General features: G+C 49.8%; 37 protein-coding genes. 28 read left to right on the forward strand and 9 right to left on the reverse strand.

All coding sequences use genetic code 11. The features are described 5' to 3' along the window. Positions 1 to 69: 69 nt before the first annotated feature. From AB5026_RS03585 to AB5026_RS03670, 18 genes are all read left to right on the forward strand, one after another. Positions 70 to 540: a PcfB family protein gene (locus AB5026_RS03585; RefSeq protein ID WP_025543433.1), complete on the forward strand. Its 471-nt coding sequence runs from the start codon at positions 70 to 72 to the stop codon at positions 538 to 540. Beyond that, on the forward strand, positions 537 to 2,360 hold the full coding sequence (locus AB5026_RS03590) for a VirD4-like conjugal transfer protein, CD1115 family (RefSeq protein WP_368212752.1): 1,824 nt from the start codon (positions 537 to 539) through the stop codon (positions 2,358 to 2,360). The genes AB5026_RS03585 and AB5026_RS03590 overlap by 4 nt, the downstream gene beginning before the upstream one ends. Positions 2,361 to 2,449: 89 nt before the next feature. Next, positions 2,450 to 2,665, forward strand: coding sequence for a Maff2 family mobile element protein (locus AB5026_RS03595; RefSeq protein WP_016306504.1), 216 nt, complete (start codon positions 2,450 to 2,452; stop codon positions 2,663 to 2,665). Between the two features lie 40 nt (positions 2,666 to 2,705). Further along, a complete protein-coding gene (locus AB5026_RS03600; RefSeq protein ID WP_005927637.1) occupies positions 2,706 to 3,572 on the forward strand; it encodes a VirB6/TrbL-like conjugal transfer protein, CD1112 family in 867 nt (288 codons plus the stop codon). 42 nt (positions 3,573 to 3,614) lie between these two features. Then, on the forward strand, positions 3,615 to 4,256 hold the full coding sequence (locus AB5026_RS03605) for a septation protein SpoVG family protein (RefSeq protein WP_173772645.1): 642 nt from the start codon (positions 3,615 to 3,617) through the stop codon (positions 4,254 to 4,256). A 9-nt stretch (positions 4,257 to 4,265) separates the two neighbouring features. Beyond that, a complete protein-coding gene (locus AB5026_RS03610; protein WP_173772643.1) occupies positions 4,266 to 4,919 on the forward strand; it encodes a hypothetical protein in 654 nt (217 codons plus the stop codon). A 44-nt stretch (positions 4,920 to 4,963) separates the two neighbouring features. Then, positions 4,964 to 5,350 (forward strand): PrgI family protein, encoded by a 387-nt coding sequence (locus AB5026_RS03615; RefSeq protein ID WP_003500106.1) that lies wholly within the window; start codon positions 4,964 to 4,966, stop codon positions 5,348 to 5,350. Then, on the forward strand, positions 5,304 to 7,697 hold the full coding sequence (locus tag AB5026_RS03620) for a VirB4-like conjugal transfer ATPase, CD1110 family (RefSeq protein ID WP_368212753.1): 2,394 nt from the start codon (positions 5,304 to 5,306) through the stop codon (positions 7,695 to 7,697). The genes AB5026_RS03615 and AB5026_RS03620 overlap by 47 nt, the downstream gene beginning before the upstream one ends. Before the next feature lie 279 nt (positions 7,698 to 7,976). Beyond that, a complete protein-coding gene (locus tag AB5026_RS03625) occupies positions 7,977 to 9,644 on the forward strand; it encodes a CD1108 family mobile element protein (RefSeq protein ID WP_368212755.1) in 1,668 nt (555 codons plus the stop codon). Positions 9,645 to 9,666: 22 nt separating this feature from the next. Continuing rightward, positions 9,667 to 9,933 carry a DUF4315 family protein gene (locus AB5026_RS03630; RefSeq protein ID WP_005927622.1) on the forward strand — a complete coding sequence of 89 codons (267 nt, stop codon included), beginning with the start codon at positions 9,667 to 9,669 and terminating at the stop codon, positions 9,931 to 9,933. After that, positions 9,920 to 10,567 (forward strand): DUF4366 domain-containing protein, encoded by a 648-nt coding sequence (locus tag AB5026_RS03635; protein WP_368212756.1) that lies wholly within the window; start codon positions 9,920 to 9,922, stop codon positions 10,565 to 10,567. The genes AB5026_RS03630 and AB5026_RS03635 overlap by 14 nt, the downstream gene beginning before the upstream one ends. Continuing rightward, positions 10,564 to 10,761, forward strand: coding sequence for a hypothetical protein (locus tag AB5026_RS03640; RefSeq protein WP_005927616.1), 198 nt, complete (start codon positions 10,564 to 10,566; stop codon positions 10,759 to 10,761). The genes AB5026_RS03635 and AB5026_RS03640 overlap by 4 nt, the downstream gene beginning before the upstream one ends. Further along, positions 10,762 to 11,163, forward strand: a complete 402-nt coding sequence (locus AB5026_RS03645; protein ID WP_118771694.1) for a cysteine-rich VLP domain-containing protein — start codon at positions 10,762 to 10,764, stop codon at positions 11,161 to 11,163. It begins immediately after the preceding gene. 132 nt (positions 11,164 to 11,295) lie between these two features. Continuing rightward, positions 11,296 to 11,886, forward strand: a complete 591-nt coding sequence (locus AB5026_RS03650; RefSeq protein ID WP_202615304.1) for a hypothetical protein — start codon at positions 11,296 to 11,298, stop codon at positions 11,884 to 11,886. 12 nt (positions 11,887 to 11,898) lie between these two features. After that, entirely contained in the window at positions 11,899 to 12,081 is a 183-nt protein-coding gene (locus tag AB5026_RS03655) for a DUF4316 domain-containing protein (RefSeq protein WP_003500078.1), read from the forward strand. Then, a complete protein-coding gene (gene mobC, locus AB5026_RS03660; protein WP_005927607.1) occupies positions 12,081 to 12,422 on the forward strand; it encodes a plasmid mobilization relaxosome protein MobC in 342 nt (113 codons plus the stop codon). The genes AB5026_RS03655 and mobC overlap by 1 nt, the downstream gene beginning before the upstream one ends. A 175-nt stretch (positions 12,423 to 12,597) precedes the next feature. Further along, entirely contained in the window at positions 12,598 to 12,888 is a 291-nt protein-coding gene (locus tag AB5026_RS03665; protein ID WP_154252646.1) for a CD1845 family protein, read from the forward strand. A 79-nt stretch (positions 12,889 to 12,967) separates the two neighbouring features. After that, the gene (locus tag AB5026_RS03670) at positions 12,968 to 14,383 is read left to right on the forward strand and encodes a relaxase/mobilization nuclease domain-containing protein (RefSeq protein ID WP_055194526.1); all 1,416 of its coding nucleotides are present in this window, start codon (positions 12,968 to 12,970) and stop codon (positions 14,381 to 14,383) included. A 169-nt stretch (positions 14,384 to 14,552) separates the two neighbouring features. Here the strand turns inward: AB5026_RS03670 and AB5026_RS03675 are convergent, their stop codons facing one another. Next, positions 14,553 to 14,918 (reverse strand): helix-turn-helix transcriptional regulator, encoded by a 366-nt coding sequence (locus tag AB5026_RS03675; RefSeq protein WP_004064252.1) that lies wholly within the window; start codon positions 14,916 to 14,918, stop codon positions 14,553 to 14,555. Between the two features lie 199 nt (positions 14,919 to 15,117). Between AB5026_RS03675 and AB5026_RS03680 the strand changes: the two genes are divergently transcribed. The 10 genes from AB5026_RS03680 (at position 15,118) to AB5026_RS03725 (ending at position 22,429) form a co-directional block, all read left to right on the forward strand. Next, positions 15,118 to 15,501 carry a GntR family transcriptional regulator gene (locus AB5026_RS03680; protein ID WP_015564335.1) on the forward strand — a complete coding sequence of 128 codons (384 nt, stop codon included), beginning with the start codon at positions 15,118 to 15,120 and terminating at the stop codon, positions 15,499 to 15,501. Further along, positions 15,494 to 16,354 (forward strand): ABC transporter ATP-binding protein, encoded by an 861-nt coding sequence (locus AB5026_RS03685; RefSeq protein WP_173813658.1) that lies wholly within the window; start codon positions 15,494 to 15,496, stop codon positions 16,352 to 16,354. The genes AB5026_RS03680 and AB5026_RS03685 overlap by 8 nt, the downstream gene beginning before the upstream one ends. Then, on the forward strand, positions 16,347 to 16,997 hold the full coding sequence (locus AB5026_RS03690) for an ABC-2 transporter permease (protein ID WP_015542934.1): 651 nt from the start codon (positions 16,347 to 16,349) through the stop codon (positions 16,995 to 16,997). The genes AB5026_RS03685 and AB5026_RS03690 overlap by 8 nt, the downstream gene beginning before the upstream one ends. Positions 16,998 to 17,125: 128 nt before the next feature. After that, positions 17,126 to 17,305 (forward strand): cysteine-rich KTR domain-containing protein, encoded by a 180-nt coding sequence (locus AB5026_RS03695; RefSeq protein ID WP_074021989.1) that lies wholly within the window; start codon positions 17,126 to 17,128, stop codon positions 17,303 to 17,305. Between the two features lie 80 nt (positions 17,306 to 17,385). Next, positions 17,386 to 18,009 (forward strand): VanZ family protein, encoded by a 624-nt coding sequence (locus AB5026_RS03700; protein WP_025580950.1) that lies wholly within the window; start codon positions 17,386 to 17,388, stop codon positions 18,007 to 18,009. Between the two features lie 588 nt (positions 18,010 to 18,597). Then, positions 18,598 to 18,855 (forward strand): hypothetical protein, encoded by a 258-nt coding sequence (locus tag AB5026_RS03705; protein ID WP_008689645.1) that lies wholly within the window; start codon positions 18,598 to 18,600, stop codon positions 18,853 to 18,855. A 532-nt stretch (positions 18,856 to 19,387) separates the two neighbouring features. After that, the gene (locus AB5026_RS03710; RefSeq protein ID WP_015564337.1) at positions 19,388 to 19,810 is read left to right on the forward strand and encodes an RNA polymerase sigma factor; all 423 of its coding nucleotides are present in this window, start codon (positions 19,388 to 19,390) and stop codon (positions 19,808 to 19,810) included. Between the two features lie 507 nt (positions 19,811 to 20,317). After that, the gene (locus AB5026_RS03715) at positions 20,318 to 20,521 is read left to right on the forward strand and encodes a hypothetical protein (protein ID WP_117851693.1); all 204 of its coding nucleotides are present in this window, start codon (positions 20,318 to 20,320) and stop codon (positions 20,519 to 20,521) included. A 133-nt stretch (positions 20,522 to 20,654) separates the two neighbouring features. Beyond that, positions 20,655 to 20,831, forward strand: coding sequence for a hypothetical protein (locus tag AB5026_RS03720; RefSeq protein WP_165483719.1), 177 nt, complete (start codon positions 20,655 to 20,657; stop codon positions 20,829 to 20,831). Positions 20,832 to 20,920: 89 nt separating this feature from the next. Beyond that, positions 20,921 to 22,429 (forward strand): recombinase family protein, encoded by a 1,509-nt coding sequence (locus tag AB5026_RS03725; protein WP_005927564.1) that lies wholly within the window; start codon positions 20,921 to 20,923, stop codon positions 22,427 to 22,429. A 162-nt stretch (positions 22,430 to 22,591) separates the two neighbouring features. Here AB5026_RS03725 and AB5026_RS03730 read toward each other — a convergent pair whose 3' ends face one another. The 8 genes from AB5026_RS03730 to AB5026_RS03765 all read right to left on the reverse strand — a co-directional run bounded on the left by AB5026_RS03730 (position 22,592) and on the right by AB5026_RS03765 (position 25,241). Next, positions 22,592 to 22,690, reverse strand: coding sequence for a hypothetical protein (locus tag AB5026_RS03730; RefSeq protein WP_158565314.1), 99 nt, complete (start codon positions 22,688 to 22,690; stop codon positions 22,592 to 22,594). 25 nt (positions 22,691 to 22,715) lie between these two features. Next, complete coding sequence (locus AB5026_RS03735; RefSeq protein ID WP_059085791.1) at positions 22,716 to 23,195, reverse strand: hypothetical protein; 480 nt, start codon at positions 23,193 to 23,195, stop codon at positions 22,716 to 22,718. A gap of 61 nt (positions 23,196 to 23,256) precedes the next feature. Then, positions 23,257 to 23,451, reverse strand: coding sequence for a zinc ribbon domain-containing protein (locus tag AB5026_RS03740; protein ID WP_055056113.1), 195 nt, complete (start codon positions 23,449 to 23,451; stop codon positions 23,257 to 23,259). Between the two features lie 80 nt (positions 23,452 to 23,531). After that, positions 23,532 to 23,912, reverse strand: a complete 381-nt coding sequence (locus tag AB5026_RS03745; protein WP_055056114.1) for a DUF4825 domain-containing protein — start codon at positions 23,910 to 23,912, stop codon at positions 23,532 to 23,534. Positions 23,913 to 24,004: 92 nt separating this feature from the next. After that, on the reverse strand, positions 24,005 to 24,337 hold the full coding sequence (locus tag AB5026_RS03750) for a DUF1648 domain-containing protein (RefSeq protein ID WP_055056115.1): 333 nt from the start codon (positions 24,335 to 24,337) through the stop codon (positions 24,005 to 24,007). After that, positions 24,325 to 24,486, reverse strand: a complete 162-nt coding sequence (locus tag AB5026_RS03755; protein WP_173722117.1) for a hypothetical protein — start codon at positions 24,484 to 24,486, stop codon at positions 24,325 to 24,327. Before AB5026_RS03755 ends, AB5026_RS03750 begins: the two co-directional genes overlap by 13 nt. Positions 24,487 to 24,604: 118 nt before the next feature. Then, the gene (locus tag AB5026_RS03760; RefSeq protein WP_015524992.1) at positions 24,605 to 24,808 is read right to left on the reverse strand and encodes a PF20097 family protein; all 204 of its coding nucleotides are present in this window, start codon (positions 24,806 to 24,808) and stop codon (positions 24,605 to 24,607) included. 100 nt (positions 24,809 to 24,908) lie between these two features. Next, entirely contained in the window at positions 24,909 to 25,241 is a 333-nt protein-coding gene (locus AB5026_RS03765; RefSeq protein WP_059085790.1) for a DUF3784 domain-containing protein, read from the reverse strand. Between the last annotated feature and the right edge of the window lie 102 nt (positions 25,242 to 25,343).

Here is a 25,343-nt window from a genome sequence, read left to right on the forward strand (position 1 = left end):
GGTTTTCTGTTCCCCGAGATTGTACGGGGGCCTCCCGGATAGCGGGAACCCCGATGGAAAGGAGGTTTTATGCAGGAAGAAGTAAACCAAAAAACGGTTGCCCTTTCGATCAGGACAACGAAGCTCACAGGAAAAGTGCTGGCTGCCGCTCTTGGCAAGGTGGTTCGGGCGCTGCAAAAGCACCACCAGAAGGCGCTGACCCCGCAGGGACGCCAGAGCGTGAAAAAGCTGATGAACCACTATGGCGGCAAAAGTGCCATGCCCTATGTAGGAGCTCCAAAGGATTTTGACCGGATCGCAAAGGAGTTCCATGTGGACTACGCTTTCCATAAAGTGAGCCCCGGTCATTACCTGCTGTTTTTCAAAGCCAATCAGGCGGACGCTATCACGGCGGCCTTCCAGAAGTACAGCGCAAAGGTGCTGAACAAAGAGCAGGACAAGGCTTCCATCCTCGGTCAGCTTCGGAAATTCACGGAGCAAATCAGGACGCAGGCAAAGGAAAAGCAGCGGACCAGAGAGGCGGTGAAGGACGGACGTTGAGTGACAAGATCAGAAAATATGTGCTCCCAAACCTGCCGTACCTCTTTGTGTTCTGGTTTTTCTCCAAAATCGGGACGGCCTACCGGATCGCCCCCGGCACAGACTTCGGGACAAAGCTCATGGGGATGCTTGATACCTTCCCCAAAGCCTTTGAAACCTACTGGCCGGGGCTGGGAGGTATTGACCTGCTGGTGGGCCTTGCCGGTGCGGCTGGGATGTATCTGCTGATACAGTCAAAGATCAGGCAGGCGAAAAAATTCCGGCGGGATGCGGAATACGGCACCGCCCGCTTTGGAACAAAGGAGGATATAAAGCCGTTTGTTGACCCTAAATTTCAGAACAATGTCATTCTGACCGGGACGGAGTTCCTTACCATGAACACCCGTCCGAAGATACCTGCCAATGCCCGGAACCTAAACGCCTGTGTCATCGGCTCGTCCGGCTCGGGAAAGACAAGGTTCTGGTTGACCCCGCAGCTCCTTCAAGCCCATTCCTCGTATGTGGTGGTAGACCCGAAGGGCGGCACCCTCGACCAGTGCGGGCGGTTTCTGCAACGGGAGAAATACAGGGTGCGGGTGTTCAACAGTATCGACTTTTCAAAATCCATGCACTACAATCCGCTGGCCTATATCAAGACGGAAAGCGATGTTTTGAAATTCGTTACTGCTCTGATCGCCAACACCAAAGGCGACGGCAAGGAGGGCGACGAATTCTGGACTAAAGCTGAAACCCTCTTGTACTGCGCCCTTGTGGCCTACATCGTCTTTGAGGGGCCGGAGGAAGAACGCAACATGAATACGCTGGTGGAAATGATAAACAGCATGGAAGTCCGGGAGGATGACGAAACCTTCAAAAATGCGGTGGACTATATGTTTGACGGGCTGGAACGTCGCAGCCCCCAGCACTTCGCCGTGAGGCAGTATAAGAAATACAAGCTCGCCAGCGGCAAGACAGCCAAAAGCATCTTGATTTCCTGCGGTGCAAGACTGGCTCCTTTTGATATTCCCCAGCTTCGGGAGATCATGTCCTATGACGAGCTGGATCTTGATAAGCTGGGGGATGAAAAATCGGCGCTGTTCTTTCTTATCAGCGACACGGACACCACCTACAACTTTTTGGTTGCCCTTGCTTTTTCGCAGATGTTCAACCTTCTGTGTGAACGGGCTGACAACACCTATGGCGGGCGTCTGCCCTACCATGTGCGGGTGCTATGGGACGAGGCTGCCAACACCGGGCAGGTGCCGGGGCTGGAAAAGATCGTGGCCGTCATTCGTTCCCGGGAGATCAGCCTGACGCTCTTTTATCAGGCTATGAGCCAGTGCAAGGCATTGTACAAAGACCATTCCGAAACCATCATGGGAAACATGGACAGTATCGTGTTCCTCGGAGGCCGGGAGGCTTCCACCCTAAAGGATATTTCGGAAAACTGGCTGGGCAAGGCCACCATCTCTATGCAGACCGAGGGCCGAAGCCGTGGACAGTCTGAAAGTTACAGCCAGAATATGCAGCGGCTTGGTCGGGAGCTGATGACCACCAGCGAGATCACCACCATGCCCGGGGATAAATGTATCTTGCAGCTTCGGGGGCTCCCGCCCTTCCTGTCCCCGAAGTATGACTTGAAAAAGCACCCGAATTACAAGTACACAGCCGAATTTGATAAAAAGAAAAACGCCTTCCGCTTGGAAAGCCTGTTCCGCCACCGGCTATTGAGACTAAAGCCGGAGGACGAATACACGGTGTACGAAGTGGACGGCTCCGACACGGACGAAGAAGCTGACCTGTTGAACTTCGATGATCTGGACAGCGACGAGTTTGTGTAACTTCGGGCCATGATGACCCGAAGCGCCGCCGATGTGGGCGGCTTTTTTTGTACCCAAAACCATCAAACAAACAAAATGGAGGAACGTATATGGAATTTTTCAATCAGGCAATCGACATTCTCAAAATTCTGGTCATGGCTCTTGGCGCCGGTCTGGCGGTATGGGGCGTCATCAACCTTCTGGAAGGTTACGGGTCGGATAACCCTGCGGCAAAATCACAGGGCATTAAGCAGCTCATGGCGGGCGGCGGTGTCGTTCTGATCGGCCTTCAGCTTATCCCTCTGCTGTCCGGCCTGTTCAGCTAAGTGTCACCCGTTGTCCCTTTTCCAGAAAAGGAGCTGATGTATGGACTTTATCATCGACGCAATCGTTGAATGGCTGAAAGGTCTGCTCGTCGATGGTATCATGGGAAATCTGGACGGCCTTTTCGATAACGTCAATCAGAGCGTTGGCGAGATCGCCACACAGGTAGGCACGACCCCGGCGGACTGGAACGCCGGGGTCTTTTCCATGATACGACAGATCTCCGAAACTGCCATTCTGCCAATCGCCGGGGTCATCCTCACTTTTGTTATGACCTATGAACTGATACAGATGCTCATAGAACGCAACAATCTCCATGAAGTTGACACATGGATGTTTTTTAAGTGGGTGTTCAAAACCTTTGTGGCTGTGATGATCCTGACGAATACCTTCAATATCGTGCTGGCAGTCTTTGATGTGAGCCAGCATGTGATACAGCAGTCAGCGGGCATTATCCAGAACGGGACAGAGATCACGCCGGATGTGCTGGACAGTCTGCGGACAGAGCTTGAAGCGATGGAGTTAGGCCCTCTGTTCGGACTCTGGCTCCAGTCCTTCCTGATCCAGCTTACTATGATTGCCTTAAACATCGTGATTTTCGTCATCGTATATGGCCGTATGATTGAAATTTATTTACTCACAAGTTTAGCGCCTATCCCGTTTGCCACAGTCCCCAACAGGGAAACCGGACACATGGGGCAGAACTATTTCCGCTCCCTCTTTGCGGTGGGCTTTCAAGGTCTATTGATCTTAGTCTGTGTCGCCATCTATGCGGTGCTGATCCAGAGTATCGCCACCGACGGCGACCCCATCGGGGCAATCTGGGGATGCGTGGGATATACGGTGCTGCTGTGTTTCACCTTATTCAAAACAGGCAGTCTTGCAAAATCCATCTTCGGCTGCCATTAAGAGACTTCGGGTCATGCTGACCCGAAGCGGAAAGGAGGCGGTATGCCCCGGCGTTACAAACAGGGTGCGGACGGACAGCCGCACCCGGCTTTCTACGGAAAGCTCCCCGAAGAATTTTCTAAAGCAGACACCATGCGCTTTATGGTGGAAACCGATCTGAAACTGTCCGGGTGCGTATCGGCGGACACGCTGGCGGCACTCCGGGCGGAAGGCTATGACTACAAGGACGGGAACCTTGTTCCCGCCGGAAAGGAGGAAACCATGCAGGAAAAGGTTGCAAACACCACCCCGGCCGCACCGTTGAAGCTGGATGTAAGCGTGCGGGTCATCGAACCTGTGAAAAACCTCATGGGCTTTGCCAGCGTGAAATTCAATAACTGCTTTGTGGTGGAAAATCTGAAAATCGTACAGGGCAGCAAGGGGCTCTTTCTTGGGATGCCCAGCCAGCCAGACGGCAAAGGCGGCTACCGGGATATGGCCTACCCTGTCACAAAGGAGTTCCGGGAACAGCTCAACACCGCTGTTCTGCAAGCCTATGAGGCAAAGCTGGAACAGATGGCGGAGCGTGGCTCTGTGGGGCGTGCATCCATCAGCGACCAGCTCAAAGCCGGAAAAGCGGCTGCCGAACAGGCAAAGGCGGAACGGCCCCCGAAGGAAAAGCCCAGCCGTGGCGCGGAGCGTTGACCTTGGGCCATGCTGGCCCGAAGCGGAAAGGAGGCGAAACCCATGCCACGCAAACGGACGAGCTATGATGCGGCCTGCTACTATGACGGCAAGCTGCTGGGCCGCTGTACCAAAGCGGACAGCGACGCCTATACCCTGTTGATGAACGCCTGCGGCGGGGACGCCGCCCGTGTCCTTCGGGAATATGCGTATTTTTCCCCAGAACTGAAAGCCATCTTGGAAAAGGCGGCGCTCATGCAGGCGGACCGGAGCCGGACGGGCGGAATGTTCCATGCGCCGAAAAGCTCCCCGTGGGGCGAGGTGCAGAGCTGTGAAACCCTCTGTCCGGGGGTGTTTCTGGTATCTACCGCCAGCCACGGCGGAACGATGGTGGCAAATGAGGTAGCCGCTGTCCTCTCCCCAGCGGCCAAAAAGTGTGGCTTCAAGGATAAGGGTTATATCTGCTATGAGGAGGACGCACAGGAAAGCGTAGTGCTCCGGGAGCTGCTGGACAAAAAGCTGTGGAAAATCCCTGACCGCATTAAGGACAAAGGACAGTTTGAAGAAAAACTCAATCAGTCCATCCGGCAGTATCACCCCGAATACTGGCGGGCAAGGCAGAGCGGACGAGAGGCCGCCGAAGCTGCCCGCAGCACAGCCCCGGCCAAAGAGGCCGCAAGATAACCTCGGGCCATGCTGGCCCGAAGCAATAAAGGAGGTGTACCAAAATGGCCTATGTGCCAGTACCAAAAGACCTTTCCAAAATCAAGACAAAGCTGGCCTTCAACCTAACGAAGCGCCAGCTTGTTTGTTTTTCCAGCGCGGCGGCGGTGGGCCTCCCGGCTTACCTGTTTTCCCGTGGCAGTATCGGGAACAGTGCCGCCATGTTCCTGATGATCGGCCTCATGCTCCCGTTCTTCTTTCTGGCTATGTATGAGCGGGACGGTCTGCCGCTGGAAAAAGTGCTGAAAAACATCATCCGCACCCGGTTCCTCTATCCCCGTGTGCGGCCTTACAAAACCGAAAACTTCTATGCGCTGCTTAGCGCCAGAAAGGAGGCGCAGCCGATTGCGAAACAGCAGAAGGGCCGGAAAGCCCGCAGGCAGAAAGCCTGAAAAGCAGGGCCTTACCGGCCTGTTCACGAAAGAAAAGAACATTCCCACCACCGCCCAGCAGACCCTCCCTTACCGGGAAATGTACCGGGACGGGGTGTGCCGGGTAGCGGACCGCTATTACACCAAAACCATTGAATACGAGGACATCAACTACCAGCTCGCACAGTCCGAAGATCAGGCAGCCATCTTTGATGGGTGGAGCGCCTGCCTCAACTACTTTGACAGCAGCCTTCCGTTCCAGCTTTCCTTCCTCAACCACCGAAGCCGCCCGGGCAGCCGGTACAGCGTGAACATCCCCATGCAGGATGACGATTACAACAGCGTCCGGTGTGAGTATGTGGAAATGCTGGAAAACCAGATCGCCAAAAGCAACAACGGCATTGTTCGCACAAAGCTCCTGACCTTCGGCGTGAACGTGGACGACCTTTCCACCGCCAGGGCAAGGCTGGAACGTGTAGAGGCGGACATTTGCGGGAACTTCAAAAAGCTGGGCGTCAAGTGCCGCTCCCTTTCGGGGCTGGAACGACTGGAGCTTCTTCACGGGCAGCTTCACCCCGGCAGCGGCTCCCCCTTCCGGTTTTCATGGGATATGATCCCCAAAACCGGGCTTTCCACCAAAGACTTTATCGCCCCGGACAGTTTCGATTTTCGTTTCAGCCGTCTGTTCCGGGTGGGGACGACTTGGGGCGCTGCCTCCTACTTGCAGATTTTGGCCTCAGAGCTCTCGGACAAGCTGCTGGCGGAGCTTTTGGAAATGGATGCGGAAATGACCATCACTCTCCATATCCAAACCGTCGATCAGGCCGCCGCCGTGAAATCCATCAAGGCCAAAGTCTCCGACATTGACAAGATGAAGGTGGAGGAACAAAAGAAGGCCGCCCGGGCCGGGTACGACATGGACATACTCCCGCCCGACCTTGTGACGTACAGCAACGACGCAAAGACCCTTCTGGAAGATTTACAGAGCCGGAATGAAAGAATGTTCCTTCTGACCTTCCTTGTGGTAAACATGGCCCCGACCCGCCGGGAGCTGGACAATGACCTGTTCACGGTGTCGGGTATCGTCCAGAAATACAACTGCACCTTGAAGCGGCTGGACTTCCAGCAGGAGGACGGTTTTCTTTCCAGCCTTCCGCTGGGTCATAACGGCATTGAGATCAAGCGTGGCATGACGACCAGCTCCACGGCCATTTTCGTTCCCTTTATGACGCAGGAGCTCCGCATGGATGGCGAAGCCGTCTATTACGGGCTCAACGCACTTTCCCATAACGTCATCATGGCAAACCGGAAAAAGCTCAAAAACCCCAACGGCCTGTTCCTCGGCGTGCCGGGCTCCGGCAAATCCTTTGCCGCAAAGCGGGAGCTTGTGAACGTGTTCCTTGCCACCCGTGACCGGATCATTGTGGTTGACCCGATGGGCGAATATTCGCCCCTTATCAAGCGGCTGGGCGGACAGGTCATCGAGATCGCCCCGGACAGCCCCCACCACATCAACCCGATGGACATTGACCTGAGCTTTGACGAGGAAAACCCGATGGCGCTGAAAGCCGACTTTATCCTGTCGCTGATGGAGCTGATCGTTGGCGGCAAGGATGGCTTGCAGCCGGTGGAGCGGACCGTCATTGACCGCTGTGTACGCCAGATGTACCGGGAACACTTGCAGGACCCGGAAACAAGCAAAATGCCGACCCTCCAAACCCTGTATGACCTGCTCTGTTCCCAGCCGGAGGGCGAGGCGGTACGGCTGGCAACTGCCCTTGAAATCTATGTGTCGGGTTCCCTTAACGTGTTCAACCATGAAACCAATGTGGACCTGAACCGCCGTCTGGTATGCCTTGACTTAAAAAAGCTGGGTGCCGGGCTTCGGACGATTGCCATGCTCATTATGCAGGACTTGGTAAACTCGCAGGTGTCCATGAATTTCCTGCGCGGTATCGCTACATGGTGCTACTTCGACGAATTTCATGTGCTGCTCCGTGACCGTCTGACGGCAAGCTATTGTGTGGCGATCTGGAAAATGCTCCGTAAGAAGGGCTGCGTACCCAGCGCCTTAACGCAGAACGTGAAGGATTTTCTGGCAAGCCCAGAGATCGAGAACATCTTTGAAAACTCGGACTTCCTTGTGCTTCTCTCGCAGGCACAGGGGGACCGGCAGATTTTAGCCAAACAGCTTGGAATCAGCCCCCATCAGCTTTCCTATGTGACCCATACCAATTCCGGCGAAGGGCTGCTGTTCTTCGGAAACACCACCATCCCGTTTGTTGACCGCTTCCCGCAGAATACCGAGCTGTACGCCATTATGACCACCCGCCCGGAGGACAAAAAACAGGAAATGAACCGGGCATAACACACTTCGGGCCATGCTGGTCCGAGGTTTGGAAAGGAGGGATACATCATCGGAAAGAAACCGGACAAACGGAATTTTCAAAGGCCGAGGCCGACGGAGGATACCGGGGGCAATCGCCCCGGACCGGCTGAACGGGAAGGACCTTCCCCCGCACCATCCCGACGTCTGCGGTTTGAGGACGAGGATACCGGGCAGGACAGTCCTTCGGGCCACGATGGCCCGAAGTCCAAAAGCGGCAAGTTTCAAGAGGACAGCCGGAAAGCCCGCCCTTCTGACCGCATGAGGCAGGAGGATGACAAGGGCGGTCCGCAGGATACCGGAAAGGCGCAGGAGCCGGAAGGCTCCGCCGAGAAGGCCGGGAGCAAAAAGGACAAGTACCAGAAGGCGCAGGCCAAAGCGGAATACGCCGGGGAAAAGCTGGAAAAGGCCCGGGAGAAGCTGGATAAGGTCGAGGCGAAACGGGCGGCGCAGAAGCCACCGGGGCTTGCAAAGAAAGCTGTCCGGGGAGCCCGCACCGAGGCATGGTTTTATCTCCACAACAAGATACACGAGGTCGAGCATGAAAATGTGGGCGTGGAAGGAGCGCATAAATCCGAGCTGACCGCCGAGGCCGGGACCCGGAAACTGGCCCGGTATGCCAAACGGCGCTGGCAGGAACACCCGGCCCGGAAGGTGGCAAAGTGGGAACGGAAGGACATAAAAGCCCGGGCCAATATGGATTTTCAGAAGATGGCCTCCGAGCACTCGGAGCTTGCCAGCAATCCGCTTTCCCGTGTGCAGCAGAAATGGAAACTGAAACGCCGGTATTCCAAAGAAGCAAAGGCAGCTGCAAAACAGGGCGCAAAGGCCGCAAAGAAAACCGTTGCCGCTTCGGGAACTGCGACCCGCCGGGCGGCGCAGTTTGTGACCCGTCATCCCGTGGCGGTGCTGGTCCTGCTCCTGCTGTTGCTGCTCTGTTTTCTTGTGTCGGCGGTAAGCTCCATCTTTCCCACGCTTGGCAGCGGCCTTGCCAATGCGTTATCCGGCACCTCCTACGCCTCGGAGGATACGGATCTGCTGGGGGTGGACGAGGACTACACGGCGCTGGAAAACGAGCTGGTGCAGACGGTAGCGAACATTGAAAGCACCCATCCCGGCTATGACGAGTACCGCTATTCCGTGGACGAGATCGGCCATAACCCCTATGAGCTGGCGTCCTATTTCTCTGCAAAGTACCAGGTGTATTTCCGGGAACAGGTGCAGGACGAACTGCGGGAAATCTTCGATGCACAGTATGAGCTGACCTTGACGGAGGAAGTCGAGATACGCTACCGCACCGAAACCAGCACCGACCCGGAGACAGGGGAAACCACCACCGAGGAAGTCCCCTATGAGTATTACATCTTAAATGTGACCCTCACAAACAAAACGCTGCCCGCCGTGATCCTGCCGAGGCTTGACGAACAGCAGCGGGAAATCTACACCGTTATGCAGCAGCTCAAAGGCAACAAGCCCTATCTGTGGGAAGGGATTTACAACGGCGGCGAAGATACCGGCCCCAGCTATGAGATACCCGGCGAGGCGCTGGATGACCCGGCTTTTGCGGCGCTCATGAAAGAAGCCACAAAGTACATCGGCTGGCCCTATGTGTGGGGCGGCTCCAGCCCGTCCACCTCCTTTGACTGTTCGGGCTTTGTCTGCTGGGTGTACACGGCCAGCGGCGTCCACAACCTGCCCCGTACCACGGCGCAGGGCATTTATAATCAGTGTGCTATCATTTCCCCCTCCGAGGCAAAGCCCGGCGACATTATCTTTTTCACGGGAACCTATGACAGCCCCGGCCCTGTATCCCATGTGGGGATTTATGTGGGCGACGGGATGATGCTCCATTGTGGGTCCCCCATCCAATACGCAAACATCAATTCAAGCTACTGGCAGACACATTTCTATGCCTTCGGGCGTTTGTGAGCCAGAGGAAAGGAGTCCTTGCATGAACAAGATCGACAAGCTCGATAAGGAACTGGAAAAAGCCCGGGAGAAGGCTGCCGAGTGGCAGGCCAAAATCCGGGAGCTGGAAAAGCAGAAACAGGAGGAAGAAAACAGCCAGATCGTGCAGGCGGTGCGCTCCCTCAAACTGACGCCCGCCCAGCTTATGGCTTTTTTGAACGACCCCAAAAACAGCCTTACCGCTTCGGGTCATACTGACCCGAAGCCGGAGGCACCCGAAAAGGAGGACACAGCCCATGAAGAAAATTAAATACCGCAGGCTGGCGGCGATGGCTGCCAGCCTTTTGTGTTGCCTGATCTTTACAGCCCCGGCTTATGCACAGAGCAGCGAGCCGCAGCCGGAGACAGCTCCCTCCCCGGCAGAAACCGAAGCAGAGCCGGAAACCCAGAACCCCTTTACCCCGGACGGGACGGGAACCGTGGTGGACAACGCCACCGACGAGGATGGAAAGGAGTTCTACACCATCACCACAGCAGACGAGAGCGTGTTTTATCTGGTGATCGACAAACAGAAAACCAGCGAGAACGTCTATTTCCTCAATACCGTTACCACAGACGACCTTCTGCCTCTTGCCGAACAGGGTAAGGAACCGCCCAAAGAAGTGACCCCGGAGCCAGAGCCAAAGCCCACCGAACCGGTGGAGGAAGTACCGGAACCCGAGCCGGAGAAAAAGGACAGCCCCCTTCTCTCTCTGCTCCTGATCGGTACGGTGGTGCTGGCCGGCGGTGGAATTGGTTACTATTTCAAGATTTACAAGCCGAAGCATGAGGCCCCGGATTTGGAGGATGATTACTGCGAATATGAGGACGGGGAGCTGGAGGAGATCGCAGAGAAACCCGAGGACGAAGATACCCCGCCGTGGGAGGAAGATACGGAGGAATGAGAATGAATTTTACAAGCAGCCCTTTTGAACGAATGATGAAGGAAGTACCGCACCCCGGCTGGGACAATGACGACCCTTGTAAGGGATGCCGTTACTACAAGGAGTGCAAAGGAAAGAAAAAACAGTGCCGGAAGAAGTTCCGGGCGCTGATCGTGGAGCCCCGCCCTTCGGGCCATCGTGGCCCGAAGTCTTAAATGGACGCCCGTGAGCTGACCCGTGACGAGAAGAAGAAAATCCGCACTCTGGTCACGGGGATGTGCGCCAACTATGACCGGGAAAGCGGCCTATGCCTTCCTCTTGACTGTGCCTGCTATATGCTGCACAAGTGCTGGACAGGGGCGTACTGCCGTTACTTCCGTGAGGCTGTCCTGCCCCTTGACCCGGAGCTTCAAGCGGCGCTGACAACGGAAGGCATCTCCCCGGAGCTGCGGGCCTGTGCGGTCTGCGGAAAGGCGTTTTTGCCAGAGGGGCGTCAAGCCTACTGCTCCGACGCCTGCAAGGCCGAAGGGAACCGACGGAAAAGCCGGGAACGCATGAGGAAAATGCGGGAGAAAAGGCCGGGCGGCTGTTACGATTTGCCGCCTCCAAAGGCTTGACATTCCGGGCTTTTTGGAGGGTGTTTCCGGGGTGGGAATATCTTATTACATTCCTCCCTGGTCTGCCCTCTTATTTCGTAACATCCAGCACTTCGGGTCATGTTGGCCCGAGGCACAGAAAGGAGGAATCTCTTGGAGACAGTACAAGGATATGTGATTTTGAAAGCTGCCACCTTTGAAACCGGACACGGCTTTGCGCTGGGGCATAATCCGGGAGCGCCGAGCCCCTTTGTGACCTGGCAGTTTACCGAGGGGGAAAACGGCCATCGGGATTACTACTGGGGCCGCTATGGAACCAGTCAGGCGTGGGCGCAGAGGGACTTTGACCGCCGGGTGGACGACTATCAGCAGTTTTACCATGCGGCGGTCAAGCATACCGAGCTCGGACCGGAGGGCGTTTACCGCTATTATTCCACCCAGCGGCCCGTGGACATAGGAACTTACCCGAAGCCGCCGGATAACCAGCCTCTTTCCATCGTCAACTACGATGATGACAGGCGGCGTCCTGTGGCAGACGGCAGGCTGATGGCATGGGGCGAACTGACCTACGCAAAGCCGCTGACCGAAAAGCAGATGGAGGATTATGAGCTGAAACCAGCACCGGGCAATCCTGACCGGGTGCGCCCATCCATTACTGCCCGGCTCAAAGATGAAACCAGAGGGCAGGAACCCCCGAAGGAACCAGGCCAGAAGCGAAACCATAAAAACCATGAGGAACGATAAAGGAGGATCGCCATGCACGAAAAAGACAACTATCTGAAAACCGCCGAGCTCTCCACAGAGCAGAACTGCAACATGATCGACGGCGTACCCAACAACACGCCCATCCCGCCCACGCCCCCGGAGCTGGACGCAAAACCGCTGGATAAGGTAAAGGAGCCCAAAGAACGCCGGAAAGGCCGGGAGCTGGAACGCTGATGGAGAACCGCAAGCGGAATGTCCATCTGCACGTCATGGTAACGCCGGACGAGCTGGCGGCCATCCATGAGCGGATGGCCGAGGCGGGCATTTCCAACGCCGGGGCTTATGTACGGAAAATGGCTCTGAACGGGTATATCCTGCACATCGACCTTACGCCCGTAAAAGAGCTGATCTCTCTGCAACGGCGCTGTTCCAACAATCTCAATCAGGTCGCCGTACACGCACACACCTATGGCGTGTACCCGGAGGAAATCGACGGATTGAAGCGGGACTATGAAAAGCTGTGGGGCGAGGTGTCAAAGGTGCTGCGGGAGCTTTCCGAGCTGGTGGCAAAGTAAGACGAGGGCGGCAGGCTTCCGTTACGGGGCTTGCCGCCCTGCTCTTTTTTTACCACTTCGGGCCAGTATGACCCGAAGGTTTGGGACAGGATTTACTAATCTTTCGCAACATTTATGTCCCCGGGCAGGCATGATAAAATAGAGGTAGGAAGGATAGATAAAGGAGGTTTTGAAGATGAAGATACTGCTGAAAATATTGGTTGCTCCCTTTGCTTTAGCGTTGTGCCTTCTGGCGGCTCTGCTGGTGTTCCTGTTTGATATTTGTGCCGTCCTGCTGACGATTGCCTCTGTGATCCTGACGGTGCTGGGTGTCGCTCTCTTTTTCACGCCGACGCCCATAGGCGGGATTGTATTTCTGTTTCTTGCCTTCCTTCTTTCGCCGTATGGACTGCAAGCGGCGGCGGGCTCCCTTCTTTGGGCGCTGGACGGAGGCAAATCCGCTCTGTACCGGTTTCTGGCAAGTTAAGCAGCCTCGGGCCATACTGGCCCGAAGTCGGGGCGGTCTGAATGGGCCGCCCCTTTCTCATGGAAAGGAGGAATGATTTTTGGCTACCACAACTTTGTTACAGCGCCATGCGGGCGAAGGCGAAACGATTGCTGAGGCTATCCGGGATTGTCTGGACTATGGCAAGGACCCGGAGAAAACAGAAAGCGGAAAGTATATCTCCGCTTATGAATGTGATCCGGCCACCGTGGCGGACGAGTTCCTTTTGGCAAAGGCCAGCTATGCCGCTATGACGGGCCGGGAACAGAAGAAAGAAAATAATGTGCTGTGCTATCAGATACGACAATCCTTCTATCCGGGCGAGATCACCCCGAAGGAGGCGAACCGTATCGGCTATGAGCTGGCTATGCGCTGGACAAAGGGGCGGCACGCTTTTATCGTTACCACGCACACCGATAAGCAGCACATCCATTGTCACATTTATTACAACTCCACCACCCTTGACTGCACTCGGAAATTCCGAAATTTTTGGGGCTCCAGCTTCGCCCTTCGGCGGCTCTCTGACAGGCTGTGCCTTGAAAACGGGCTGTCCATCGTGGAGAACCCGAAGCCCCGAAGCAAGAGCAAGTATCGGAACTATGGGGAGTGGCAGAAAGACCGGAAAGGGCCGCTTTCCTATCAGGACCGACTGCGCCTTGCCATTGATACTGCGCTGGCGGAACGCCCCGCTGATCTGGACGAATTTCTCAATTTGATGAAGCGGGCCGGGTATGAGGTCAAGACGGTTCGGGGCGGCGGTATCAGCTTCCGGCTGACCGGGCAGGGACAGGAACGCTTCACCCGTCTGCGTGCCTCCACGCTGGGGGACGGCTACGACTTGCAAGATGTTCTGTCCGCCATTGAGGGCAAAGAAAAACACCCCGGGCGCTCGGAGCGGAAAATCAGTCTGGCGGTGGATATTCAAGCAAAGCTGGCTGCCGGTAAGGGGCCGGGATATGAACGCTGGGCGAAGGTATTTAACATTAAGCAGATGGCCGCCGCTCTTGCCTATATACAGGACAATAACCTGACCGATTATGAGCAGTTGGCGAAGAAAGCCACCGAGGCGGCAGACCGTTTCCATGTTATTTCCGAACAGGTCAAGCAGACGGAACAGGCCATGAAAACCAATGCCGGGCTAAAGGCCGCAACGGTTCAGTATGCCAAAACCCGCCCAGTCTTTGAGCAGTATAAGGCGACGAAGTACAGCCGGAAATTCCTTGCGGAGCATGAGGCCGACCTTGAACTGTACCGGGCTGCACAAGCGGAAATGCGCTCTCTGCTGGGCGGGGCGAAGCTCCCTAAAATGGATGTGCTGAAGGAGGAAGGCCGCAAGCTCACAGCAAAGAAAAAACAGCTCTATGGAGAATATCAAAAGGCACGACGGGATATGCAGGAGATCGTCACGATCAAAGCGAACATTGACACTCTGATGGGCTACACCGAACCGGGAAGAAAGCAGGAAAAGGAGCGTTAAGGTTATGAAAACAAGGAGCAAAGCGACGCTGACACTTCGGGCCATGTTGGCCCGAAGATACGGGTTTGGGGCGAGCCCCAACAAGCCGCCTTTGTGCCACTTGTGGCCACAGAGGCATTGCTTGCCACTTAGCGGCAGCCCCTAAAATGGCGCAAAAAAACAGAGGCCCTTATTCTGGAACCTCCGTTTCTCTGGCTTTCTTAATGCCTTCGGCTGTGGCTTCTATCACGACAAGCTCTTTTTCATTCATGGAGTTTAGAAGAACATCAATGTGCTTTCTGCAAGAGCTTGACCTTGCCCCTCCGTCCGCATGAATAAATTGGTCAACTGAAACGTCAAACATGGTAATGAGTTTAACAAAAAGGTCGAAACTGGGATACTGACCTTTGTTCTCAATATTCATAATGGTACGGGAGTCACGGTCTACTAATTCCGCAACATAGGCTTGTGTCCAGCCCTTTTCTTCTCTGGCTCTTTTGAGAGCCGCCCCGAGGCCGTGAAAGTCAAACCTTCTTTCATCTTGGTTCATTCTCATATCACCCTATATCATTGTACATTTCGGGTTGGATTATGAAAATGTAATGAAATATGATGTAAGGTGGTATTTTATTTCCGCTATGTTTTCTTGAACCTTGAAAACACAAACATCCATTCATTCATTGACATTATTTTTTCTCTGTGTTATACTGTTATACACAACAGCATAACAGTTAAAACACACGGAGGATGCAGCAATGAAACTGATTATTTCAAATGTATCTGGCATCCCCATATACGAGCAGATTAAACAGCAGATCAAGGCGGCTATTTTATCTGGCGAGCTTCAAGCCGAAGAAACTTTGCCCTCCCTTAGAACACTTGCCAAAGACTTAAAGATCAGCGTCTTAACAGTGACAAAGGCATACACAGAATTAGAGCAAGAGGGCTTTGTTAAAAATGTGCAGGGGCGTGGATGTTTCGTAATGGGGTCTGGTTCAGAACTGATTAAGGAGCAGCTTATTTGCAAAGTAGAAAACAATCTCACCGAAGCAATAAAAGCTGCAAGAATGGCAAATCTATCCACAGAGGAATTACATCGCCTTTTGGACATTTTAACGGAGGTAAAAACAGATGACTAATTATTTAGAGGTAACGAATCTTTCAAAATCTTTTGATTCTTTTCAGCTTCACAATATCAGCTTTACTTTGCCAAAGGGATATATTATGGGCTTGATCGGCCCGAATGGTTCTGGCAAAACAACGACAATCAAACTGATTTTGAATATGCTCAAGCGCACCGGTGGCACAGTCAAAGTGATGGGGCTGGATAATATCGCAGAAGAACAAAAAGTAAAATCAGAGCTGGGCGTTGTTTTCGATACAAATTATTTCAGTGATGATTGGAAAGTGTCGCAGGTTGAAAAATCCATTTCGGTATTTTATCCAAATTGGGACAGCCAGAAATTTGCGGATATGTTACGGAAATTTCACATTGCACCAACCAAAAAGGTAAAAGAACTTTCCAAAGGTATGCAGATGAAGTTAATGCTTGCCTGTGCGTTTTCATACGACGCCAAGCTGCTGATCCTCGACGAGCCGACCAGTGGACTTGATCCGGTTTCCAGAGATGAACTTTTGAAAATTCTTTCAGAGTATATTGAAGATGGCGAGCATAGTGTTTTGTTCTCCACCCATATCACAGGCGATTTGGAGCGTGCAGCCGATTATATTACCTACATCAGTTATGGCGAGCTGTACTTTACTGGCAGCAAAGATGATTTTGTAGATATGTTCCGCATTGTAAAAGGTGGAATTGAGGAACTGTCCGATGATCTGAAAAATAAGGCGGATGGTATTCGTACATTCCCTACGGGATTTGAGGCTCTGATGAAAACCGAAGATATTAGCGGTTTCCCTAACCTGACCGTTGATCCTGCCACCATTGATGAAATTGTAGTGTTTACAAGCAAGAAAGGTGACGATTATGAGTAATATTTTGAAATCCACAAAATTAGATATTGCATTGGTAAAACCATATTTTAAGACGATTTGCTTTACCCTGCTCCTGCCGATTGTGTTTGCCGCAATCAATCGTTCTTTGCTGACAGGGGTATCATTTGCTATGTGCTTTATTGCCATGACGACGGGATATACCTTTTCCATCACAGAAAAAAACAGCATGGATCGTCTGTTTGGTATTTTACCTGTTCGTAAAAGCGAGCTTGTGATCGGACGCTATGTTTTTGTCCTTGCAATGGGGCTTCTTTCCTTGATTATTTCTTTGATTGCACAGCCGCTTGTCTTGAAAGTGCTGGGTGAAACAGTTGGCGTATTTGATATTGTAACTGCCGCTATTGCAGGAGTATTCTTATTTGCACTCTATACCGTGTTCCAGATTCCGGGATATTACAAGTACGGCTCAATCAAAGGACGGGTATTTATGTATATTCCAGTGGCCGGTTTCTTGGTGACTTTACTTCTTCTCTCTAAAATGCCAGCTATCGGGAACTCAATTATTTCAGTCGTTGAATCTTCTCCGATACTTCTCGTTTTCCTTGCGGTTTTTGCTATTGTCGTGATGTATGCGGTTTCAATCTTCTTGTCCATTCGGGTTATGAAGAATAAGGAAATGTGAGGTGATTGTATGGATTTCACAATTTTGGCAGTTGTGCTTTTGATTGGTGTTGGCGTTCCTATCCGTAATAAACTCATACGGAAATATCGGGATAAGAAAAAGAATGATCGCAATTCGGAGTGAACAATATGGAGAAAACAGAGTTCATCCGCTGCCCAGTCTGCGGGAATAAAACACGCGACAAAATTCGGGAAGATACCGTACTTAAAAATTTTCCTCTCTTTTGTCCAAAATGTAAAAGTGAATGTCTAATCGACATTGAACAATTAGACTTACGATTAGCATTATGGGAATACCGTCGTTACTAATGACAGTATTCTGTTTGCTTTATGAGAAAATGCTCAATGCTGGAATGGGCAATAAATTTGAATTTGACAAGGAGATAATAATGATACCAATTTCTGATATTCTCATCCGCTCAATTAGTGGGTATGTGTTTATGGTTCCAGTCTTCGTACTGTATTTCTTGTGGCTCAAAAAATTGGGGAGAACACAAAGTTTTCTCCATACCGCTGCAGTGTTTGTTTTTGGTTATTATTTATTCGGACTTTTGACCGTCACAGGCATCGGCTTTACAAGCACAATGACCTTTCGCCCGAACATTTCTTGGACTCCATTTATCGGTATGATAACTGGGCCAATTGATACCATTCTGAATATTATTCTGTTTGTCCCGTTGGGATTTTTCCTGCCGCTGCTGTACAAGAAATATCATCACATGAAGACGGTTGCATTGACTGGCTTTCTGTTTTCTTTGGCTGTTGAAATTGTCCAGATGTTTGGCTGGGGTTCTTCCGACATCAATGACTTGATGACAAATACCGCTGGAGCCTGTATTGGATTTTTAGTTTATTGTCTGCTGTCAAGAATCTTGCCTGCCAATCTGAAAAAGCAACTTCAATCCAGCCGTGTCAATGCTGTGGCTGAAGTACTTCTCTTTGCTATTTGCACATTTGCCATTATGGTCACGGCTCAGACTTGGTTTGTCCATGATGTGCTGAATGTTCCATAAATTGTATCGGAAACAATCGGTCTCAGATATAAAAAAATAGTGTCTTCTGTTTGACACACCTGCAGACCGATTTTTCCGTATTGAACTTAGTCGCGTCAACGAAGCCACTACCTATGGAATTTCAATCTTTTCCTTCCTGTTATGCTTGGACAGATTGAATAATTCTCTTTGTGTTATATCTATTATTTTTAGGTAATAGTCCACAACGGCTTCTAACATGAAGGTACAAAAAATAAAAGTTGATCCTCAATCAACCCTATTATTGTACTCTTCAATTCATACTTTTCGATCTCAATGGTAGTATGGTTAGATAGACATCTGTTGCCGCTATCCCTTGGTAAGTTACCCGTTCAGCTTACCTACAAATTTAGAATACAATAAATGGCATCATTTGAACAGACTATATTTTTGGGATGAACTGTTCTACTATGAGAGCTTCGGCCTGTTCGCTGCGCTGATTCTGGTGCAGTTGGTGGCCACCGGCGCAGCAGCGTTCCGCTTTTACTACAAACAAAGAAAAGGTTTAACAGAAAAAAGGTTGAACAGAAAATAGGTATCATCAATCAAAAATATCATTGGAGGTAACTTATGGAAAAAGAAACAATGGGAACTGTAATTTCAGTTACAAAACAATGGTGGTTAAAAGTGAATCGTAAACCTGTCCGCGCTCACGCTATGGATGGCGCAGCCTTTCCGCATACTATCAAGGTCAAATATACGATAGACGGAAAAGATTACATCTGCCGAAAATGGATTGGCGCAGGAAACAAAGTCCCTGACAAGGGAACAACGATTAAAGTTACCTATTGTGAAGATAAGCCATCGAAAGCAAGAATTGAACTCTAATTCAAATTGACTGACTAACACGGTATGTTTTGGCCTTTGCGGCATGAAACATACCTACATATTCAAACATCTGCCTCCACAGCGGGGAAAAGAAAAAAACCGCTGACGGGCAGAGGATTTCGTGCGCTTTTCTGTATCATCGACTGATACGGCGGTTTTGAGAAAATCAGAGCCGCCGTTTCTTTTCGTCTATCCTAAACCAACGACGACCTAACACCGTGTAAATCCACGGCGGCATATAGGAGGATTGCCGCCGTGTCTATTTTTGCCTTTTTTCATAGCACCCATGACCTACATCAGTTAAAAAAAGCATAGCTCCGCATCCGGGTTATTCCGGCTATGTATGCGAAATTTGTTGGAACCTTAATTATTATGTCATTTCATGCGTCCGTGTGGCTTCATGCCGCCCGGGCGCTTTTGCGTTCTTATGCGTTAGCTTCGGGTCATGTTGGCCCGAAGTCATTCCCCGGTGCCGCTCCCCGCCGCCTTCGTTTCGGTCACTCGTCAACCAACAACCGAAACGGAGGTCAATATGGCTATTATCAATTTGCGGGACTATTACCCATTTTATACATCGGATTGCTTCATGGAAGTATCGGAAGAAGTTGCAGAAATGTTCAAAGAGTTTGAGCGTAAAGAGGCTGCTTATCGGCTTCGTACATACCGCCACAAAGCCTACTATTCCCTTGATCGGGACGACGGGCTGGAGCACGAAGCTGTCTTTGTCGCCTTATCGCCCCATGAACTGTATGAGCGGAAAGTGACCATGCAGGAGCTTCACGCAGCGATTTCCAGTTTGCCGGACAAACAGGCAAAACGGATTTATGCTCATTTCATTCTCGGCATGACCAAACAGGACATTGCCCGGGCAGAGGGCGTCCATGAAAAAGTGGTTCGTGTCGCAATCGAGCGAGGTCTGCGGCGCTTAGAAAAAATTTTGAAAAATTCTTTGTAAGGCGTACCGATTTAGGCCGGAAAATGAAATGGCTTATGAGAGGCAAAACACTTCGGGTCACAATGGCCCGAGGTTCAGACAAGCCTCATGCAGATTGAAAATTGAATAAAAAGACACCCGGATACGAAGGGGAACGCGCTGTGTGACAGACCCGCCATGACCTCGGATTTCAGAGAATACAGTCTTTGTAAAACTGAGCGAGCGAACAGGTCCATGCCATAGGTGGGGCAAGGCTGGCTCCACCGGAACAGGCGCAGAACCCGGATACTTGCGTTTAGTCACAGTCCGAGCGTTGAAGCGGCCTTGCAAGCCGTGAGCCGTCGCAGGCAATGAGAACGCCTTGCCATCAGAATGGGGAGAGTTGAAATACTATGGGGCATGAAGCCTATGCCCGTCCGGTGTGTCTGAAATGAAGTGAAAACCTATGGGGAGCCCCCGGCAATGCTGTCTGATGATAGGCCAACCAATCCGGCGTGGCTCCCCATCTTTTCAAAAAAGGAGCACTTTATGGGAAATGCGTTTGGAATGATCCCCGGCTTGGAACCGGACGAATGGAGCAATGACGCCTGCCGTGGTTATGTCATTATGGCAATGGAGGACTGCGGATTTTCAAAGAAGGATATACGGCGTGTTGTGGGGCAGCTTTATGAAGTATTCGACCTCAACAGCGTGGAGGACGCCAAAGAAAAGTACCTTTCCAGTCCTTACTGACCTCGGGCCACATTGACCCGAAGTGGAGAAAGCTCAAAGGGCGGCACCTGCTGGGTGCCGTCTTTTGACATTTCCCCACGGGACAAGTGGGAAAGGCTGGCATATACACGCACTTTCGCAAAGGAGGTTTTCAATGACGCAAGCTGTCACTTATGAACGAGAAACAAAGTCTGTCGCATTTCAAGGGAAGATTATTGTGCTGGAAAGCCTCACGCCGGTACTTCCCCCGAAGGAGAAAGCACAGCGCAAAAAAGAAATTGAGCGTTGTCTTTATGAGGTGTTCCGCAAATATGGAGACAGATTTCCCTAATCATTCGCAACATTGTTGTCCGGGGCTGCTGATGGTATAATATAGTTGTAAGGTTGGTAGCTCCATTCCAACAAGGAAAGGAGCCCAATATGGAATTTATCAGAGAAGATTGTATTTACGCAAGACAGTCAGTAGACCGCAAGGACAGTATCAGCATTGAAAGTCAGATCGACTTTTGCAAGTATGAATTGAAAGGTGGGAGCTGCCGGGTATTCAAGGACAAAGGCTATTCCGGTAAAAATACGGACAGGCCGGAGTTTCAAAAGCTGCTGGGCGAGATCCGCAAGGGAAAGGTCAGGCGGGTCATCGTATACAAGCTGGACCGTATAAGCCGCTCTATTCTGGACTTTGCAACGATGATGGAGCTGTTTCAAGAGTACGATGTGGAGTTTGTATCCTCCACAGAAAAGTTTGATACTTCGACCCCGATGGGCCGGGCCATGCTGAATATCTGCATTGTATTCGCCCAGCTTGAACGTGAGACAATTCAGAAGCGTGTTACAGACGCCTACTATTCCCGGTGCCTGAAAGGCTTTCACATGAGCGGACAGGCACCATACGGTTATCAGTTAGAGCCTACTGTGGTAGAGGGTATCCGCACAAAGAAAATGGTTGCCGACCCCGTAGCCGCCGACCATGTTCGGCTGATGTTTGAAATGTACGCTGAACCGGAAACCTCCTTCGGAGATATTACCCGATACTTCGAGGAACATGACATAAAAATTTATGGCAAATCCATGTTCCGTACATTTCTTTCCCAGCTTTTAAGAAACCCGGTTTACGCACAGGCCGATTTGGAGCTGTACGAATTTTTCAAGAGCCAGGGCGCAGCGATTGTCAATGACGCTTCTGACTTTGCCGGAACAAACGGCTGCTATCTCTATCAAGGGCGGGATGTGAAGGAGGACAAGGACAGGTGCTTAAAAGACCAGATACTTGTTATCGCTCCCCATGAAGCACTCATTTCCTCTGACACATGGCTGAAATGTCGGAAAAAACTTATGGCAAATACCACCTTCCAGCAGGGACGGAAACCGAAGAACACTTGGCTGGCCGGAAAAATCAAATGCGGGCATTGTGGGTATGCTTTGAAAGCCACCCATGTACCAAACAGCACCGGATATTTCCGCTGTACCAAACGGACGGAAAACAAAGGCTGTCCGGGCTGCGGGAAAATTCGCAAAGAAGAATTTGAGCAATTCATTTTCTCGGCCATGCAGGAAAAGTTCAAAGATTTTCAGATACTCCACGGCAGGGAGGAAAAAGTCAATCCGAAACTGACAGCCTATCAAGTGGAACTGGCACAGGTGGAGGCAGAAATTGAAAAGCTGCTGGATACGCTGACCGGAGCCAATGCGACCTTGCTTGCCTACGCTAACAAAAAAATTGAAGAACTGGACACCCGACGCCAGACCATTTCAAAGGCAATCGCTGAATTGAGCGTTGAAACCATATCTCCCCAGCAGATAAAGAAGTTATCCTATTATCTCGACAACTGGGACAGCATAGATTTTGACGACAAAAGAAAAGCCGCCGATGGTTTGATCTCTACGATCAAGGCCACCAGCGACCGTGTTCAGATAGAGTGGAAAATCTGACATTTCCGCTCTATCGCCCCTCATTTCTATTTTATCTTGTTTGTACCCCTTGTACACCGATGTTTACCACGTTTTTTGATTTTTAAACCACTTATTAGCAGACGGATCCGCCAATGCTGAAAACGGATAGGCAGTTTTCCTTTCAGCTTTCAATTTGTCCAATTAATAATCTCTGAATTTCCATACATCTGATGGATTTGCATTTTTCATCCTCAGCATTCTTTGAAGCTGCTCTTCTGTAAACCACAAATCGTGCAGTATTTTTCCGAAATATAGAGGCTAGATATCAGACCGCTTCATTGCAATTATAAACTGTTGATTTACCAAGATTATTTACATATACGGTAATCAAGTCGCCTTTCTTAAGATCCGGCTTTTCCCATACCAAACGGCTTTTATGATAATACACTTTATCATGATATGTAAAACTATATAGAATCCTGTATGGAATCTGTCTTCTATATCTTGTGTATTTTTGCAAATATACTTTTTCTACCAAGCCCTTCACTTTTGTACCATTTTCGATTAATTGTAAATGTAATTTATCAAGCTTTGCAGTATAAATTCCAAGAGCAGCACTTATTATACACAAAAGCACCCCCGTTATAGAAAACACAGTTCCCAACATATCTGGATTCTGAATACCTGAGTTTACTGCTGGTTTTAATATCCCAAGAAAACTTAAGATACCGGAAACAAGAAAGAATGTTCCTATCCAAAAGAAGATAACTCTCAATAAATCTTCTGTATAATTAAGTTTTTTCATATTTATTTTCTCCACAAGCATTCCATCAAAATTTTTTATCCTGTTTCAATCATATCTAATTTTACTTCAATTTAGTTAAATCCTCTAAATACATTTCTGTATGTCCACACTCTGGACAGACTGCAACTTTAACATCATCTATAGTTGTCGTTTTTTGTTTTTCATCTACATCTACAACGATCCCATAGCCACCGCCATTAACTTTAAGTCTTAAATCCGCTCTCATGACTGTTCCACACTTTTCGCATTTTCTCATTGCTGTCCTCCAAATATATATTTCGCTTTCCTATTTTTCTTACTACATAATAGCAGACAAAATATTAACCACTGAATGATCTACCGTTCATACGATGCAATGATTTCCTTGCTATCCGCTATTTTATAATCAAGTGTTTCCAAATTACCAATCAAATCAAATGTCATATCCGCATTAACTTGCAATTCATCTTCAATCTTAACTGCAGACGGCTCAACTTTTAGAAATACTGTTAATCCATAAGGCTTCGTTTCAGACTGTATCTGTATGCTATCATAAGAATATCCTTCCGGATACTCTTGCCCACTTACAATATTTATAACATTCGAAGAATCTCCTACATAATCTGTCTTGTACTGTGACAGGTCAGGAATCTCGTACAGTTCTTCTTTTCTGCCACATGCAGAAAGCAATATTGCTGATACCGTAAATAAAATAATTGGAATTACTTTTTTCATCATGAACCAGCTCCTCTTCACACTTTGATATAAAACAGCCTGCCCAATGAACCAGAAACTGCCATATATCTGCTTCTTTATTTATAGATCAGCCTTTAAACAAACGAAGCATAAATCATAAAAATTTCTGCGATCAATATAATTCCTAAAACACAATCAATCATCAGGTTATATTGACCAACTGTTAGCCAAGTCTTCGAATGCATCAGAACATACTTTATACTTTTTATACCACTCAAGATTGTAACAGCCAGAAGGAGTATCGGCATTAAAAAAATTTCTATCTTATTGCCAAAGTCATCTGCGACTCCATTCCCAGCAAAGTGAACGGGAATAATCTCCGGTAAGAAAAAGAAGCTTATTATCGCAATCGCAATTCCAACGATGCAAATTCCCCATGTTAATTTCCTGCTGCTTATACCATCCATAACAGTGCCTCATCTGGAACGATATCTAGTAAATATGTTTCCTTAGAAGAAATTTTTTCAAGAAGTTTTTCCAGTAAATTTTCTTCCTTACCTTCTGCTATTAGCAGAAGTTCCTTATACAAAACCGTAGGAATTCCAATAGAATACATTTCTTCCTCATATACGAGAGAGCCAAATGTCCGGCCTTCCTCGCCCTCTGGATATTTTTCTATTATCTCTTTTTATCCTTTCCCGTTACGGTCATTACAATTCAAAGAATTGAAAATCTCAATATTCGTAAGAGACAATAATCTTTCTGCAAAAATCACAATTATAGGCAGCTATGCGGTCTCCAGATATCCTTGCTGCCAACTCTGGATCCGTATTTAACCGCAAACTCTCAGAGCCTTCTTTCCACTCCAGTCCTGCCCCTGCGCCAACCGCATGCAACTGACCCTTTCGCATTTTTCCTTCACAATATGGACATCTCATATTCACGTCATCTCCTTTAAGTAATTAAAGTTCCTCTTGTTCCCGAGAATTATCCTGTTCCTGGATAGCTTGTATATCTTCTTTCGAATATAATTTTTGCCTAAATGTTCTTTTCTATTTTTTCTCGTTTCATACGTTCTTTCATCAATAAAACAAATTGAACGGTCCATATTACACACGCTGCAAAACATCCGATTCCACTGTATAATAAATCTATGGCTGCACCGGCTACAAATGGCAGTGCCATCCACATCATCCGATTTCCATATACTCTGCACATTTCTTTTTCATCATACTGTTTTCGTTCTTCCGTAGATTTCATATTATAGCCAGACAAAAATGCAGCGGCCTTTCCATTTGATTTTACAAAACTGATTCCAAATAAAAACATAATCACTGCCATTCCCAAATCAAAGATAACACAGATTATCATTGTAGACACCTCACTTCCCACTCTGGCTATCAAATAAAAAAAGCCAAACACAACAGTAAAACTTATTATGTTTGGCTAGGTCAACTTGTTATTTTTTTATCA

It is taken from the genome of Blautia sp. RTP21359st1_E11_RTP21359_211015, from assembly GCF_040910705.1.
Classification (GTDB): Bacteria; Bacillota; Clostridia; order Lachnospirales; family Lachnospiraceae; genus Blautia_A; species Blautia_A fusiformis.

Coding starts and splice junctions, on each gene's coding strand:
- AB5026_RS03585 (WP_025543433.1), top strand. CDS start 70: ATGCAGGAAGAAGTAAACCAAAAAACGGTTGCCCTTTCGATCAGGACA.
- AB5026_RS03595 (WP_016306504.1), top strand. CDS start 2,450: ATGGAATTTTTCAATCAGGCAATCGACATTCTCAAAATTCTGGTCATG.
- AB5026_RS03600 (WP_005927637.1), top strand. CDS start 2,706: ATGGACTTTATCATCGACGCAATCGTTGAATGGCTGAAAGGTCTGCTC.
- AB5026_RS03605 (WP_173772645.1), top strand. CDS start 3,615: ATGCCCCGGCGTTACAAACAGGGTGCGGACGGACAGCCGCACCCGGCT.
- AB5026_RS03610 (WP_173772643.1), top strand. CDS start 4,266: ATGCTGGCCCGAAGCGGAAAGGAGGCGAAACCCATGCCACGCAAACGG.
- AB5026_RS03615 (WP_003500106.1), top strand. CDS start 4,964: ATGGCCTATGTGCCAGTACCAAAAGACCTTTCCAAAATCAAGACAAAG.
- AB5026_RS03625 (WP_368212755.1), top strand. CDS start 7,977: ATGAGGCAGGAGGATGACAAGGGCGGTCCGCAGGATACCGGAAAGGCG.
- AB5026_RS03630 (WP_005927622.1), top strand. CDS start 9,667: ATGAACAAGATCGACAAGCTCGATAAGGAACTGGAAAAAGCCCGGGAG.
- AB5026_RS03635 (WP_368212756.1), top strand. CDS start 9,920: ATGAAGAAAATTAAATACCGCAGGCTGGCGGCGATGGCTGCCAGCCTT.
- AB5026_RS03640 (WP_005927616.1), top strand. CDS start 10,564: ATGAGAATGAATTTTACAAGCAGCCCTTTTGAACGAATGATGAAGGAA.
- AB5026_RS03645 (WP_118771694.1), top strand. CDS start 10,762: ATGGACGCCCGTGAGCTGACCCGTGACGAGAAGAAGAAAATCCGCACT.
- AB5026_RS03655 (WP_003500078.1), top strand. CDS start 11,899: ATGCACGAAAAAGACAACTATCTGAAAACCGCCGAGCTCTCCACAGAG.
- mobC (WP_005927607.1), top strand. CDS start 12,081: ATGGAGAACCGCAAGCGGAATGTCCATCTGCACGTCATGGTAACGCCG.
- AB5026_RS03665 (WP_154252646.1), top strand. CDS start 12,598: ATGAAGATACTGCTGAAAATATTGGTTGCTCCCTTTGCTTTAGCGTTG.
- AB5026_RS03675 (WP_004064252.1), bottom strand. CDS start 14,918: ATGAGAATGAACCAAGATGAAAGAAGGTTTGACTTTCACGGCCTCGGG.
- AB5026_RS03680 (WP_015564335.1), top strand. CDS start 15,118: ATGAAACTGATTATTTCAAATGTATCTGGCATCCCCATATACGAGCAG.
- AB5026_RS03685 (WP_173813658.1), top strand. CDS start 15,494: ATGACTAATTATTTAGAGGTAACGAATCTTTCAAAATCTTTTGATTCT.
- AB5026_RS03690 (WP_015542934.1), top strand. CDS start 16,347: ATGAGTAATATTTTGAAATCCACAAAATTAGATATTGCATTGGTAAAA.
- AB5026_RS03695 (WP_074021989.1), top strand. CDS start 17,126: ATGGAGAAAACAGAGTTCATCCGCTGCCCAGTCTGCGGGAATAAAACA.
- AB5026_RS03700 (WP_025580950.1), top strand. CDS start 17,386: ATGATACCAATTTCTGATATTCTCATCCGCTCAATTAGTGGGTATGTG.
- AB5026_RS03705 (WP_008689645.1), top strand. CDS start 18,598: ATGGAAAAAGAAACAATGGGAACTGTAATTTCAGTTACAAAACAATGG.
- AB5026_RS03710 (WP_015564337.1), top strand. CDS start 19,388: ATGGCTATTATCAATTTGCGGGACTATTACCCATTTTATACATCGGAT.
- AB5026_RS03715 (WP_117851693.1), top strand. CDS start 20,318: ATGGGAAATGCGTTTGGAATGATCCCCGGCTTGGAACCGGACGAATGG.
- AB5026_RS03720 (WP_165483719.1), top strand. CDS start 20,655: ATGACGCAAGCTGTCACTTATGAACGAGAAACAAAGTCTGTCGCATTT.
- AB5026_RS03725 (WP_005927564.1), top strand. CDS start 20,921: ATGGAATTTATCAGAGAAGATTGTATTTACGCAAGACAGTCAGTAGAC.
- AB5026_RS03735 (WP_059085791.1), bottom strand. CDS start 23,195: ATGAAAAAACTTAATTATACAGAAGATTTATTGAGAGTTATCTTCTTT.
- AB5026_RS03740 (WP_055056113.1), bottom strand. CDS start 23,451: ATGAGAAAATGCGAAAAGTGTGGAACAGTCATGAGAGCGGATTTAAGA.
- AB5026_RS03745 (WP_055056114.1), bottom strand. CDS start 23,912: ATGATGAAAAAAGTAATTCCAATTATTTTATTTACGGTATCAGCAATA.
- AB5026_RS03750 (WP_055056115.1), bottom strand. CDS start 24,337: ATGGATGGTATAAGCAGCAGGAAATTAACATGGGGAATTTGCATCGTT.
- AB5026_RS03755 (WP_173722117.1), bottom strand. CDS start 24,486: ATGTATTCTATTGGAATTCCTACGGTTTTGTATAAGGAACTTCTGCTA.
- AB5026_RS03760 (WP_015524992.1), bottom strand. CDS start 24,808: ATGAGATGTCCATATTGTGAAGGAAAAATGCGAAAGGGTCAGTTGCAT.
- AB5026_RS03765 (WP_059085790.1), bottom strand. CDS start 25,241: ATGATAATCTGTGTTATCTTTGATTTGGGAATGGCAGTGATTATGTTT.